The sequence below is a fragment of the Rhodococcus sp. H36-A4 genome, from assembly GCF_027158005.1.
Taxonomy (GTDB): Bacteria; Actinomycetota; Actinomycetes; order Mycobacteriales; family Mycobacteriaceae; genus Rhodococcoides.
The window spans coordinates 610516-624487 of sequence record NZ_JAPVLQ010000002.1; the positions used below are offsets into that span (position 1 = coordinate 610516).

The 13972-nt window shown below is 63.1% G+C and carries 11 protein-coding genes; 5 read left to right on the top strand and 6 right to left on the bottom strand.

Annotation, left to right across the window (positions count from 1 at the left end):
• Window positions 1-161 precede the first annotated feature (161 nt).
• Complete coding sequence (gene tmpA, locus O1W68_RS07790; protein WP_269302411.1) at window positions 162-1286, top strand: 2-trimethylaminoethylphosphonate dioxygenase; 1125 nt, start codon at window positions 162-164, stop codon at window positions 1284-1286.
• Entirely contained in the window at window positions 1286-1843 is a 558-nt protein-coding gene (locus O1W68_RS07795) for an HD domain-containing protein (RefSeq protein ID WP_269302412.1), read from the top strand. The genes tmpA and O1W68_RS07795 overlap by 1 nt, the downstream gene beginning before the upstream one ends.
• Window positions 1844-1925: 82 nt before the next feature.
• Here O1W68_RS07795 and O1W68_RS07800 read toward each other — a convergent pair whose 3' ends face one another.
• The 6 genes from O1W68_RS07800 to O1W68_RS07825 form a co-directional block, all read right to left on the bottom strand.
• Window positions 1926-2690: a GntR family transcriptional regulator gene (locus tag O1W68_RS07800; protein WP_269302413.1), complete on the bottom strand. Its 765-nt coding sequence runs from the start codon at window positions 2688-2690 to the stop codon at window positions 1926-1928.
• Window positions 2691-2706: 16 nt separating this feature from the next.
• The gene (locus tag O1W68_RS07805) at window positions 2707-3783 is read right to left on the bottom strand and encodes an ABC transporter ATP-binding protein (RefSeq protein WP_269302414.1); all 1077 of its coding nucleotides are present in this window, start codon (window positions 3781-3783) and stop codon (window positions 2707-2709) included.
• Window positions 3784-3785: 2 nt separating this feature from the next.
• Window positions 3786-4682 carry an ABC transporter permease gene (locus O1W68_RS07810; protein WP_269302415.1) on the bottom strand — a complete coding sequence of 299 codons (897 nt, stop codon included), beginning with the start codon at window positions 4680-4682 and terminating at the stop codon, window positions 3786-3788.
• The gene (locus tag O1W68_RS07815) at window positions 4670-5578 is read right to left on the bottom strand and encodes an ABC transporter permease (RefSeq protein ID WP_269302416.1); all 909 of its coding nucleotides are present in this window, start codon (window positions 5576-5578) and stop codon (window positions 4670-4672) included. The genes O1W68_RS07810 and O1W68_RS07815 overlap by 13 nt, the downstream gene beginning before the upstream one ends.
• Window positions 5578-6714, bottom strand: coding sequence for an ABC transporter substrate-binding protein (locus tag O1W68_RS07820; protein ID WP_269302417.1), 1137 nt, complete (start codon window positions 6712-6714; stop codon window positions 5578-5580). The genes O1W68_RS07815 and O1W68_RS07820 overlap by 1 nt, the downstream gene beginning before the upstream one ends.
• Window positions 6715-6923: 209 nt before the next feature.
• Entirely contained in the window at window positions 6924-9281 is a 2358-nt protein-coding gene (locus tag O1W68_RS07825; RefSeq protein ID WP_269302418.1) for a DEAD/DEAH box helicase, read from the bottom strand.
• 432 nt (window positions 9282-9713) lie between these two features.
• Between O1W68_RS07825 and O1W68_RS07830 the strand changes: the two genes are divergently transcribed.
• From O1W68_RS07830 to topA, 3 genes are all read left to right on the top strand, one after another.
• Window positions 9714-9917 carry a cold-shock protein gene (locus tag O1W68_RS07830; RefSeq protein ID WP_084345600.1) on the top strand — a complete coding sequence of 68 codons (204 nt, stop codon included), beginning with the start codon at window positions 9714-9716 and terminating at the stop codon, window positions 9915-9917.
• A 177-nt stretch (window positions 9918-10094) separates the two neighbouring features.
• Entirely contained in the window at window positions 10095-10682 is a 588-nt protein-coding gene (locus O1W68_RS07835) for a hypothetical protein (RefSeq protein ID WP_269302419.1), read from the top strand.
• Window positions 10683-10826: 144 nt separating this feature from the next.
• Window positions 10827-13826 carry a type I DNA topoisomerase gene (gene topA, locus O1W68_RS07840; protein ID WP_269302420.1) on the top strand — a complete coding sequence of 1000 codons (3000 nt, stop codon included), beginning with the start codon at window positions 10827-10829 and terminating at the stop codon, window positions 13824-13826.
• Window positions 13827-13972: the final 146 nt, after the last annotated feature.

Sequence of the window (13972 nt, forward strand, 5' to 3'; positions counted from 1 at the left end):
TCATGATCGAAGTAGTTCCGGTGGCGCTGAAGATTCTGACCGCCGTCCCCCGCGCGAACTTCCCAGTGGTCGATCGGCACTTCGAAATAGGCACGTGCCGGACACTCGACGTTCACCGCAGCTTTGTCGATTGGTGGCGAAAGCCGTGCACGATATCCAACATGTATAGCCACGTTGGTGAAAGTCTAGGCATATCCGCATTGGTCGAGGGCGGAGACCTGTACCTGAGGGTGGGGGACACCCAGGTCGAGATCGCGGCAATCTGGCTGCGGGACAGTTGCCCGTGCCCGGAAAGCCGCGCCGTCAACGGACAGAAGTTGTTCAACATCGTCGACCTGCCTGCGGATACTCGGGTGGAGCGTGCCCGGGTCGTGGGCCGCAGTATCGAGGTCGAGTTCGCTCCGGACGGTCACCGGGGGGTGTTCGATGTCGAGGCTCTGATCGCGGCCGATACACCCCCGCAATTGGCCGATGCGCGCAACGAGGATGCAAAGCGCTTGTGGCGCTTGGCTGAAGAAGCATCTCCGATGGCGTGGAACGACTGGTCCGAGTACCTCGTCGACCCGGCACCGGCGTTGCGTGCGGTGATTGATGACGGTTTTGCTTTGTTGCGCGGTGTGCCACCCGATTCAGGTCAGGTTCTCGTTGTCGCCGAGACCTTCGGTTTTGTTCGGAAGACCAACTACGGGAGTATCTTCGACGTCCGAGTCGAGGAGAATCCGGTCAACCTCGCCTTCACCGGACTTGCGATCAGTCCGCACACCGACAATCCGTACCGGGATCCGGTGCCGACGCTCCAGTTGCTGCATTGCATCCACAATGCAGCCACCGGTGGCGAATCCGGCCTCGTTGACGGCTTCGCCGCTGCGAAGATGTTGCGTGAGAGGAACCCTCGTGCGTTCGACATCCTCACCAATACCGCGGTGACCTTCCGCTTCGACAGCGCCGACGCGCACCTGAGCGCGACGATGCCGATGATCGGCCTCGACCAGACCGGCCGAATTCGCGAGATTCGATTCAACAACCGCTCGATGGTATCGCCGCGCTTGGAGTCCGGAACGGCCCGTGAATTCTACAGCGCCTACCGATCTTTCGCCGAACTGCTGTACCACCCGGAGGCTCAGCTCAACTTCCAGCTCGACGCCGGAGATTGCCTGATCTTCGACAACACGCGACTTCTGCACGCCCGTAGTGCATTTGCCGCGACCGGCGGACGCCATCTCCAGGGAACCTACGCAGACCTGGACGGGCTGCTCAGCACCCTGCAAGCCTTCGAGGAGAACTGATGACGCACGCGTACGACACCCTGACCAAACTGTTCGACGGTGAAGGCGGGCAAGAGTACCTCGGTGAGCAAGTGTCGATGGCGCAGCACATGCTCCAGACCGGACGAGCTGCCCGCGAATCCGGCGCTCCCGTCGTACTTGTAGTGGCGGCGGTACTGCACGACGTCGGCCACTTCTCCGGTGCGATCAGCGGGCGAGACCTCATGTCGGGCAACGATAACCATCACGACGCAGTCGCCTCCGAGTGGCTGTCGACATGGTTCGCTCCTGAGGTGACCGAGCCGGTTCGTCTCCACGTCGCCGCCAAACGCTACCTGTGTGCCACTGATCCGGCCTACTACGACAAGCTCTCCGACGCTTCGAAATTCACCATGTCCGTACAAGGCGGATCGATGACTGACGAGGAGGTGGCGGCGTTCGCAGCCGAACCGTTCGCGGAGGCTGCTTGCCAACTGCGCAAGTTCGACGACCTCGGCAAGGATCCGGACGCACCCGTGGTCACGCTAGCCGACTTCCGGGCTGACATCGACGCGCTGGACTGCACCCTTCATGAGTAGTGACGGCAATCTCCACAGCACGAAGGATCCGTTACCCGAGTCGAACTCGGGCAACGGATCCTTGTGTCAGTCGATTATCAGGCTAGGTGTCGCGCCGCGAACCGACCCGACTGGTCCCTCCGGCGGCCAGTGAATTACGGACCACGAACGCAACGGATTCAGCGGCGTACAGGTCGATCGAGCACTCGAGGACCTCGCCGAGCGGGTTCGTCGTCCGCCTGATCGTGCGCAGCAGCGGCGCTCCGGGCGCAAGGCCGAGCAATTCAGCCTCCCCGGAAGTTGCTGCGACCGCGGCGATTGCATGTTCCGCGTCGGCGAACACGATGCCGTGATCACCCAGGCGATCGGTGATCGACTGGGTGTCGAGGTCGATCGCTGCGATCAACGGCGCGAGGGACTCCGGGTAGTAGGTGCTCTCGAGCATAGTCGGCACGTCACTCAACAGCCGAAGGCGATGGGTGTGAAAAACGTTCGCGCCCTCGGGAACTCCGAGCTTGTCCGCAACAACGCCGGACGCCGGCACTGCTCCGACGCTCAGTGTTCGGCTACTCGGTGTCTCACCGAGGCTGCGCGCCCAGAGGGAGAAGCTGACCAGCTCGCTCATCGACTGTACGCGCGGGCCGCTCCGGATTTGTCTGCGCGCACCGCGGCGCGACGACACGACACCGGTGGATCGCAAGAATGCGAAGGCCTGCCGGATCGTGCCACGCGACACTCCGTACGTCACCGTCAATTCGTTCTCCGAGGGCATTGTCGATCCGTCGGCGAAGTCCCCGCGTTCGATTGCAGTCTGGATGTCCGTGGCAATCGAGCGGTAGAGCGGCAGGCTGTCCTCGCCCTTGGTCATCGTCACACCGTACCGATCATTCGGCTGGCGCCAGTAGTACCGGGCGGTTGAGCAGCGACACTCGGACCCGTGATCCGGGCGTCAACATTGCCGCGCGATGGCTTGCGACGTCAGCGAGTAGCACCTTTCCGGTCGGCTGAGTCAACCGCAGTCGCGTCGTCGCGCCGTAGAAGGTTGCTGTCGTGATGATCGTGTCGCCGCCGGGAGCCTCGTCGACCAATACAGCCTCTGGACGCGTCAGCACGGTGACGGGGCCTATGCCAGGCCATTCGCCGTCACAGGTCAGGATTTGTTCACCCACCTGCACCGTGCCTCGTTCGACGGCAACGCCGGGGATGTGATTCATCGTGCCGACGAACTCGGCTACGAACGGCGTCGACGGGCGCTGGTAGACCTCGTTGGGCGGCGCGCACTGCTCGAGCTTGCCGGCACGCATGACCGCGACGCGGTCGGCGATTGCCAGAGCTTCCTCCTGATCGTGGGTGACCAGGAGAGTGGTCACGCCCAGGTCCAGCTGGATGCGGCGGATCTCCTCGCGCAGTTGGTAGCGGACCTTGGCGTCGAGCGCGGACAGCGGCTCGTCGAGCAGGAGGACCCGCGGTGAGATCGCCAGGGCGCGCGCCAGCGCGACTCGCTGCTGCTGCCCGCCCGACATCTGGTGCGGATACTTGTGCATGTGGTCGGCGAGACCTACCAGGTCGAGGAGCTCGCGGGCGCGGGCCAAGCGGCCTTTTCCGCGTTCGCTGCGCCCGCGCAGGCTGAGCCCGAATGCGACATTGGCCTGGGCGGTCATGGTGGGAAAGAGGCTGTAGGACTGGAAGACCATGCCCATGTCCCGACGATTGACCGGGAGAGCCGACGCGTCGACGCCGTCGACGCGGACCTGTCCGCCGTCGGGTCGGTCGAAGCCGGCAAGGATCCGCAGCGCGGTCGTCTTGCCGCAGCCCGACGGCCCGAGCAGCGCCACCAGTTCGCCCGGCTCGAGGTTGAGATCGAGTCCGTCGAGCGCATTGACGCTGCCGAAGGTGCGGCGCACGCCGACGAAGCTGACGGCTGTGCCCTCGGTCGCGAGGAGAGCGTGGGGGTTCGTCATCATCATTCCTTTCGTAGACGTGTTTTTGATGTTCTGCCGGCAACCGCCACCGCAATAAGCAGCAGTGCCCACGTGAAGACCAAGCTGAGCAGGGACAGTGCGACTTGCAGTTGGCCGTCGGTTGCGCCGGACTGGGCGAGCCAGACCGGGAAGGTCGGGAAGATCAGGATTTTCGCGATCGTGTACTCGCCCATGACCAGAGCGAAGGCGAGGAAAGCGACGTTGAGGATCGACGTGCGCAGCGCTGGTAGTACTACTCGCCAGAGCACCGTCGGCCACCGCGCACCGAGGTTCTGGGCGGCTTCCACCAGGACTGTCACCTTCGAGCCTCGAAGTCCCGCATCGAGGCTGCGGAAGGTGAACGGCAGGGCGACGACGACATACATCAGTGCGAGCACCAGTGGAAGCGACTTGTCTTGCAGCGCAGTGAAGAACGCCAAGATTTCGACGTACTCGCTGCCGTTGCCCCAGCCGAGTACGCTGCGCACGCCGACCACCAGGGCCACCGGAGGGATCACCAGCGGCAGCAAGGAGAACGCCTCGACGTAGCTGCGCATCTTCGGCAGCCTGAGGTGCACGATCAGCATCGTGGGCACCATAATCCCCAGCGTGATCGTCACCGCGATCATACCGAGCAGCAGGGAACTCGTCATCGAGTCGGTGAAGCCGGGTGCGGAGAAGATTCGGGTGTATGTCGCCAGGTTGAGGCCGTCGGCGCCATCCACCGTGAACCAGAAGGCAACCAGCGCCGGACCGAGGAAGTAGATAGCTGCGATGGCGAGGACGATGCCGCGCCAACAGCGCACGGGTGGGCTGTTTGTGCTTGTGCGACGGCCTTTTCCCGGTGCGACGGCACCATCGGCGATGTTGGTCTTGGGTGCGTCGATCACTGCAACCATCGTGAACTCCTTCGCTGCATCAGCTGGTAGAGCAGGGTCAGGGGAACTACGACTATGATCATCGACAGTGCCAGGGCGGAGCCCAGATTCTCTTGTCCGGCAAGAACATTCCCGGACAGGGCACTGTCGATGCGCAGCGGCGTGATCGACAAGGTGCCGTTCGTGAGCGCCTCCGCCGTTGCGAACGAGGAGAATGCGGTGCAGAACAGCAGTGCGAGGCTGCCGAGGAAGTGGGGCAGCAGGGCCGGGCCGGCGACGTAGCGCCAGTAGTGCCAGCCCTTCGCGCCGAGGCCCTCAGCCGCCTCTCGCCACTCGGGGCGCAGGCCCTCGAGAGCCGGGGTGATGGTCAGGACCATCAGCGGGATCAGGAAGTACAGGTATACGAACTGCACGCCGCTCTGCGAGTACAGGTCCAGTCCTAGGTCCTCGCGCAGCGACAACCCCAGGTGCTCGCGGACGAAGGAGGTGAGTACGCCGGCGTTGCCTATCGCCGCGACGAAGAGGAAAGCCAGGGGCAGTCCGCCGAAGTTGGCGAGGACAGCAGCACTGGTGGAGACCATCCGCTGCAACACGCCGCCGCGACTGGTGACTACCGCGTACGCGAGGACGAGGCCGAGCGCTGCCGCGATTACAGCGCTGATCAGCGACATCTTCGTACTGTTCCACAGAGCGTCCAGATACGGACCGCTAAGCGCCGCAGTCATATTCGCGACGCCAAAGGCGCTGACGCCGCCGTCGTCCTTGGCTCGGAAGGCAGAGTAGGCAATCACTGCGGTGGGAAGGATGAAGAAGACCGCGACGTAGCAGAAGAACGGCACCAGTCCCAGTCGACTCCACAGTTGAGTCGAACTGCTCTTCGTCTTGATCCGGGTCGACGGTGGGCTCGTAGTTCTCATTACTCGACCGCGCCGGCCCAGGTCTGCGTCATCGTGTTCTTCGCAGCGGTAGACTGTGCGTCCGTGGGGAATTCGGCTTTCACAGTGACGGCGGGCAGGTTGCCGGCGAGTGCCGGGTCGACGGTTCCGGCTTCTTCCATAGCCGGGAGACGCGACGGGCGTGCGTATCCGGCGAGGTAGCCGTTCTGGCCCTCGTCGCTGTAGAGGTATTCCTGCCACAGGCGCGCTGCGGCGGGGTGCGGGGCTGTCGCGTTGACGGCCTGCGCGTAGTACGAACCGATGGTCGCGTCACCCGAGACTGCGACGGTCCACTGCACACCGGAGCTCGCCAGATCCTCGGTCTTCGCGGCGTTCAGGTAGTCCCAGTCGACGACGATGGGGGTCTCGCCGGATTCGATCGTCGCGGCGGTGGCCTTGACCGGGACGTAGTTTCCGGCGGCCTTGAGTTTGCCGAAGTATTCGATGCCGGGCGCAATGTCATCGACGGAGCCACCGTTGGCCAGGGCGGCGGACCAGACGGCCATCAGGGCTGAATTGCTCTTGAGGGGGTCGCCGGTCAGTGCGACCTTGCCCTTGTACTCGGGCTTGGCGAGGTCCGCGAACGACTCCGGGCACACCTCGACCTTGTCCGCGTCGCAGCCGATCGAGATGTAGCCCCCGTAGTCCGCGTACCAGTCGCCGTTGGCGGCTTTCTGCGACTCGGGAATGCTGTCCCAGGTCTCTACTTTGTACGGGGCGTACAGACCCTCTTCAGCTCCGCTGATGGCGAACGCAGTACCGACGTCCACTGCCTCTGGCGCGCGGTCCTGGCCGGCGAGGGACTTGATCGCGTTGACCAAGTCGGCGCTGCTGGCCTCCGGGTTATCGACCGTGACCGCGATGCCGTACTTGGCGCTGAAGTTGTCCATCAGGTTGCCGTAGCCGGCCCAATCGCGGGGCAGGCCGATAAGGTTCAGCGAGCCCTCCTCCTGTGCGGCGGCGATCAGGGCGTCCATCCCGCCGAGATTGGCAGCCGACGTCGCCGACGCTGTAGCAGTAGCGGGAGCATCACTCTTCTTGGTGCAGGCAGTTGCGGTGAGGGCCACCGTGCCTGCCAAAAAGATCATTCCCGCTGTTCGAATCGTTGTACTACGCACGATGGACTCCAATCTGAGTTCGCATTCGTTGCCATGTGGCAACCACGCGAATCAGACTTTGCGGGCACAAGTTGTATAGCCAAGATAGTTATCGAGTCTGCGAGGTGAACGAGGACTGAACGTATCGAGTCCACCAGCCAACTGAACTGGCGCGCGTTGACACTGCAGCGCTTGCCCAGTCGTCTGTGGGACCCGCGGCAGGAGTTACCTCAGCGGGGGCCCGCCCGTAGGGCACCGAGTACCGTTTCCAACACCACGACCGCGCCAGGCTTGTCCAGCGGATCGTTACCGTTGCCACATTTCGGTGACTGAATGCAGGAGGGACAGCCGGTCGGACACTCACATGATTCGATGGCATCTTTCGTCGCGGCCAGCCATTCTCGGAGCGCGCTGTGTCCCCGGTCGGCGAATCCTGCACCGCCGTCGTAACCGTCGTAGACGAAGATCGTGGGTAGCCCGGTGTCCGGGTGCAGGGCCGTCGACACGCCGCCGATGTCCCAGCGATCGCAGGTTGCGATGAGCGGAAGTAGGCCGATGGCAGCGTGTTCCGCGGCATGGAGTGATCCCGGGAATCGTTCCGCCGGTATCCCTCTGGCCTCGAGTAGCTCCGGTGTGATCGTGTACATCACCGCGCGGGTGTCCAGTGTCTGTTCGGGCATGTCGAGGTCGATGGAATCGAGGACCTCGCCGGAGTGCAGACGTCGAAGATAGCCGACGACCTGATGGGTGACGTTCACCTGGACGAGTGCGGTGGTCACCTCGCCGAAATCCTGCTGCGAGTGCACCGCGGTGACCGCGATGTCGGTTCTCTCGCGGGCAGAGGTACTCCAGTCGGGTTGTTCCGGATGGACGAGTGCGATTCCGTCCTCGAGATCCAGCTCGTCGACGACGAACGATTCACCCTGGTGAATGTGGACGGCGCCGGGATGTGCTGTGGCAGGGGCTCGGCCACCATCGACGGTTCCGAGCATGCGACCCGAGCCGCCGTCGACGATGGCGACCTGAATGCCGATGCCGCCGCGTATGTTCACGGCGGCATGCGGAGTCATCTGCTGGCCCTCGGGTGTGATGAACCATCCGTGTGGGCGTTTGCGAACCAGCCCGTCGGCAGCCAGGGCGGTGAGCACCGACTCGGCGTGCAGTTCCACCGCCTCTTCGGCGGTGATCGGTAATTCAGCTGCGGCGCAAAGTAATTGCGGGAGGAGAATGTACGGGTTGGTCGGATCGGTGACCGTCGCCTCGATGGGCTTGTCCAGCAATGCTGCGGGATGGTGAACCAGGTACGTGTCGAGTGGATCGTCGCGGCCGACGAGGACGACGAGAGATCCCTCTCCTCGCCTTCCCGAGCGGCCGGCCTGCTGCCAGAACGAGGCGACGGTCCCGGGAAATCCTGCGACGATGACAGCGTCGAGACCGGCGATGTCGACGCCCAATTCGAGAGCGTTGGTGGTGGCGACCCCGAGCAAAGTGCCGTCGGAAAGATCCGACTCCAATTTCCGTCGATCGTCCGCGAGATATCCAGCACGATACGCGGCAACCCGAGCGGGTAGGTCTCGATCGACGTCGGCGAGCAGTCGTCGAGTGCCGAGAGCGGTGACCTCGGCTCCTCGTCTGGATCGGACGAATGTCAGTGTGCGAGCGCCTTCTATCAGGAGGTCGGCCATGATGCGCGACGCTTCGGCGCCTGCCGACCGGCGAACCGGCGCCCCGTTCTCGCCCGTGATTGCTTTCAGCAGCGGCGGTTCCCACAGTGCCACTGTGCGGGGGCCGTGCGGTGATCCGTCCTCGGTGACCTGCGCGCAGGGAGCGCCGACGAGACGGGTTGCCGCCGCTCCGGGATCAGCCGTCGTGGCACTCGCCAGAACGAAGGTGGGTGAGGCACCGTAACGCGCGCAGATGCGTCGAAGGCGCCGAAGTATGAGGGCCACATTGGAACCGAACACGCCACGGTAGTAGTGGCATTCGTCGACGACGACGAATTTCAGGTTTCGCAAGAATCTTGCCCACCGCTCGTGCGCGCCGAGAATCCCGATGTGCACCATGTCCGGATTCGTGAAAATCCAGCGTGCATTGGCGCGGGCCCATTGGCGGGTCTCGATGGGGGTGTCACCGTCGTACGAGCTCGGGAAGACTTCGCCCAATTCCGGTGCTTCGGTGCGTAACTCGTCGGTGAGGGAGATGGTGTTGCGGAGTTGGTCTGCGCCCAGTGCCTTCGTCGGTGAGAGATACAATGCCGTCGCGCGGGGTTCGTCGAGAAGCGTCGACAAGATCGGCATCTGGTATGCCAGTGACTTTCCCGACGCCGTACCGGTGGACAAGACGACGTGCCGACCCTCGATGGCGAGTGTCGCGGCGTGAGCCTGATGACTCCACGGTCGGGTGATTCCTCGGGAAATCAGCGTGCGGCTCACTTCAGGCTTCAGCCATGACGGCCAGTCGACGAATTGTGATGCCCGCCCCGGCAACTCCGCGATGTGGGTCAACGGATCCTCCCCGGAGGGGGTGCCGGCGAGCACTCGGTCCAGTAGTGCGCGACCGTAGCTCTGCTGTGGAACCGGTTGGGTCACGTACTCTCCATACTTGAAAATCGAACGAAGTGCATACAGCGGCGAGGGTCACGACCTGCGGTTTTCATGCTATCGGTCAGCCGGTTGGTCACCTGCAGTGGGACGGTGTCGCCCCTGGTGAAGGCGCGCGACGGTGTCGTCGGTCAGCTCCGTGGTCATCAAGATCGACAAAATGTTCGGAAAGTGCGGATTCCGACTGTTGCGATTGCTGGGAACGTGGTTCACTTGCCTTGGTCGCAGCTTCTGTGTTCGTTCACGTTCGCAGGAACTAATGTTGCGGACGGTGTGCTTTTCAGAGCGTTTCCTGAAGGGAACTCTGTTGTTTCAGGGGTTCCTCGCGAGGGGGAATTCAGGAAGTACAACGGTCGGAACCGGCCCGGTGGACTGTATGCGCTGTCCGCCGCATCCGGTGTTAGAAAGAGAAGGAACAGCATGGCACAGGGAACTGTGAAGTGGTTCAACGCCGAAAAAGGCTTTGGATTCATCGCACCAGAAGACGGGTCCGCTGACGTCTTCGTTCACTACTCCGAGATTCAGGGCAACGGATTCCGTACCCTCGAGGAGAACCAGCGCGTCGAGTTCGAGGTCGGCCAGGGCACCAAGGGGCCCCAGGCAACCGGAGTCCACGCGGTCTGATCGACAATCGCCCGCACCGCGGGTTCGAATCGACAATCGTCATCCCCCTCTTACGTTCGCGCTTTTTGCGAACGACAAGAGGGGGATGAGTTGTTTTCGAGGGTGGCGTGTCATCCGGTCGGGCGAAACGCGCACATGAGGCGTCGGTTCGACCGACTATGTCCTACTGTCCACACTGTGAACCAGCTGTCCTTCTTCTCCGCCGAGTCGTTGCCTCCATCGGTGACCGACTTGAGCGGGCTGCTGGCGTCGACCGGACAGGTCGTCGTGTCAGCGGCGGGGGCGCGTATCTCTGTCGTCGTCGACAGTGAATGGCGGGCCGAGGCGATCGCAGATCTGATCGCCGAATGTGGGTTGGTCTCCGAATTGGGCCGGTCGGAAGAAAATCGCCCGCTGGTTCGAACGGCCTCGGTCGCGGACCTGGCACCGCTGGCCTCGCTGTGGACGAAGGGTGCGGTGAAGGCGATGCCACCCGGCTGGGTTCCTGGATCCCGTGAGTTAAGGGCCTGGGTTCTGGCCTCTGGCAGGCCGGAGGCAGAGGGCGAACGTTACGTCCTCGGCCTCGATCCGCACGCTCCGGAAACGCATGCACCGCTCGCGCAGGCGTTGATGCGTGCCGGAATCGCGCCGACCCAGATCGGCACTCGCGGTCCGATGCCAGGCCTGAGAATTACCGGACGTAGGCGCATGATGAGGCTGGTGGAGAACGTCGGACCCCCTCCGGAGAACGCGGAGGCTCGTGCCGGCTGGCCGCACGCCGACTAGGGCGTTCAGAAGCCGATCTGCGAGAATTTCGACGGCGTATGTCACTCTGTTACCAGGCGGACCGAAAGAAAATGTCGGATTCGACCGGTAAAAATGCACATGGAGTGTCTCGAGTCAACGCAATAGGAAAGGTTCGGCAACAAGGTGGCAACACGGAATAACGGCACGGGGGACGGGTCCACCGGCAGCTCTGTTGAGCCGCGCCGTCTTGTCATCGTCGAGTCCCCGACCAAGGCGAAGAAGATTGCCCCGTACCTCGGTCCGAACTACGTGGTCGAGGCATCCGTCGGGCACATCAGAGACCTCCCACGTGGAGCAGCCGACGTGCCTGCCAAATACAAGGGTGAACCGTGGGCCAGGCTCGGCGTCAATGTCGATCACGACTTCGAAGCTCTGTACGTAGTGTCGCCGGAGAAGCGGAGCAAGGTCGCCGAGCTCAAGAGTCTGCTCAAGGACGCCGACGAACTCTACCTGGCCACTGACCCTGACCGCGAGGGTGAAGCCATTGCATGGCACCTCCTCGAGACCCTGAACCCGAAGATCCCAGTTCGACGCATGGTGTTCAACGAGATCACCAAACCGGCCATTCTGGCAGCGGCCGCCGACACCCGCGAACTAGACCAAGATCTTGTCGACGCGCAGGAAACCCGCCGAATCCTCGATCGTCTATACGGCTACGAGGTCAGTCCGGTCCTGTGGAAGAAGGTCATGCCGAAGCTCTCGGCTGGCCGTGTCCAGTCCGTCGCTACTCGCATCATCGTGCAGCGTGAGCGTGACCGGATGGCGTTCCGCACAGCCGAGTACTGGGACATCTCGGCGACACTCGACGCCGGAGCCGATGCGGCACCGCGCAGTTTCGGTGCCCGTCTGGTCAACGTCGATGGCAATCGTGTCGCGTCGGGTCGAGACTTCGGAGCCGACGGCAAGCTCAAGACCGACGCCGTGACCGTTCTCGACGAACCACGTGCGCGCAGGCTCGCCGACGCACTTCAAGGCGTCGACCTGACCGTCGCGTCTGCCGAGGACAAGCCGTACACCCGCAAGCCGTACCCACCGTTCATGACCTCGACGCTGCAGCAGGAAGCCGGCCGAAAACTGCGTTTCAGCTCGGAACGAACCATGCGTGTTGCGCAGCGGTTGTACGAAAACGGCTACATCACCTACATGCGTACCGACTCCACGAACCTGTCGGAGTCCGCGATTACAGCCGCACGGGCCCAGGCAACCGATCTGTACGGCGCAGAATACGTCCATCCGTCGCCGAGGCAGTACACGCGCAAGGTCAAGAACGCGCAGGAGGCACACGAGGCCATCAGGCCTGCGGGTGACGTATTCCAAACGCCCGGCCAGCTTCATTCGGCGCTGCAGACCGACGAGTTCCGTTTGTACGAGCTGATCTGGCAGCGCACGGTCGCATCGCAGATGGCGGACCTTCGCGGCACGACTCTTACTTTGCGCATCACCGGAACAGCAGGCACCGGCGAAGAGTGCACGTTCTCCGCGGCGGGTCGCACCATCACTTTCGCAGGCTTCTTGAAGGCCTATGTCGAGAGTGTCGACGACGAGGCAGGCGGACAGTCCGACGACGCAGAATCCAGACTCCCTGCGCTGAAGGCCGGGCATGCGGTGACCGCTACCGCGCTCGATCCTGATGGGCACACGACCAACCCACCCGCTCGGTACACCGAGGCCTCACTGATCAAGACCCTCGAAGAGTTGGGGATCGGTCGACCGTCGACGTACGCCTCGATCATCAAGACCATTCTCGACCGCGGATACGTCTACAAACGTGGCAGCGCGTTGGTGCCGGCGTGGGTGGCGTTCTCGGTCGTCGCACTCCTCGAGACGCACTTCGGTCGACTCGTGGACTTCGACTTCACTGCCGGGATGGAAGACGATCTCGACGCCATCGCCGGTGGTCGCGAACGTCGGGGTGATTGGCTCAACAGCTTCTACTTCGGTGGCGACACCGGTGCCGAAGGTTCTGTCGCACGTTCGGGCGGACTGAAGAAGATGGTCGGCACCAACCTCGAGGACATCGACGCTCGCGAAATCAACTCGATCAGGCTGTTCGACGACAGCGAGGGACGCGAAGTTCATGTACGCGTCGGACGCTACGGTCCATATCTCGAGCGGCTGGTCCGCAACGACGACGATCCCGATGGGGATCCGATTTCTCAGCGCGCCAACCTGCCCGACGACCTTCCCCCTGACGAACTCACGCTCGAGTTCGCGGAAAAGCTGTTCGCGACCCCGCAGGAGGGCCGCAAGCTCGGCGCCGACCCGCTCACCGGCAACGACATCGTCGCGAAAGAAGGCCGCTTCGGTCCTTATGTGACGGAGATACTGCCCGAGCCGCCTGCCGAACCGACGCCTCCCGAGCCAGACATCGTTCCCATCCCGCAGGGTGAGGACGGTGGCGGCGGCACCAAAACTGCAGTCAAGAAGGCTGCTGCGAAAAAGGCGCCCGCCAAGAAGGCCGCGAAGAAGGCCACCGGCCCGAAGCCGCGTACAGGCTCCCTACTCAAGTCGATGGACCTCGCGACCATCACGCTCGACGACGCGCTCAAGTTGCTGTCGCTGCCGCGAGTGGTCGGCGTGGACCCCGAGTCGAAAGAGGAGATCACCGCTCAGAACGGCCGTTACGGCCCATATCTGAAGAAGGGCACCGACTCTCGTTCGCTCACCGACGAGGAACAACTGTTCACCGTCACGTTGGAGGATGCGCTCGAGATCTACGCCGAACCGAAGCGTCGCGGACGTCAGGGTGAAGCGAAGCCGCCCCTCCGCGAGCTCGGGGTCGACCCGGTCAGCGAAGCGCCGATGGTCATCAAGGACGGCCGATTCGGGCCGTACGTGACTGACGGTGAAACCAACGCCAGCCTGCGTAAGGACGACGATGTCGCAGACATCACCGATGATCGTGCGTCGGAGTTGCTGGCGGACAGGCGTGCTCGTGGCCCGGTGAAGAAGAAGGCCACCAAGAAGGCGACGACCAAGAAGGCCACCGCAACAAAGACTGCGGCCAAGAAGGCACCGGCAAAGAAGGCTGCAGCCAAGAAGGCGCCTGCGAAGAAAGCCGCGGCGAAGAAGGTTGCCGCGAAGAAGACCGTCGCGAAGAAGACGCCGCCGGCTGAGGGTTAGCCGCTCGACCCTTTTTGCTTGAATGGTCCATTCACGTTCTCTGCCAACGTGAATGGGCAATTCAAGCTATCTGCCATCTTGAATGGACCATTCAAGCGGATGGGTGCTGGCCGAGCACGACTGGGTAACGCTGGAACCAGCGGGGC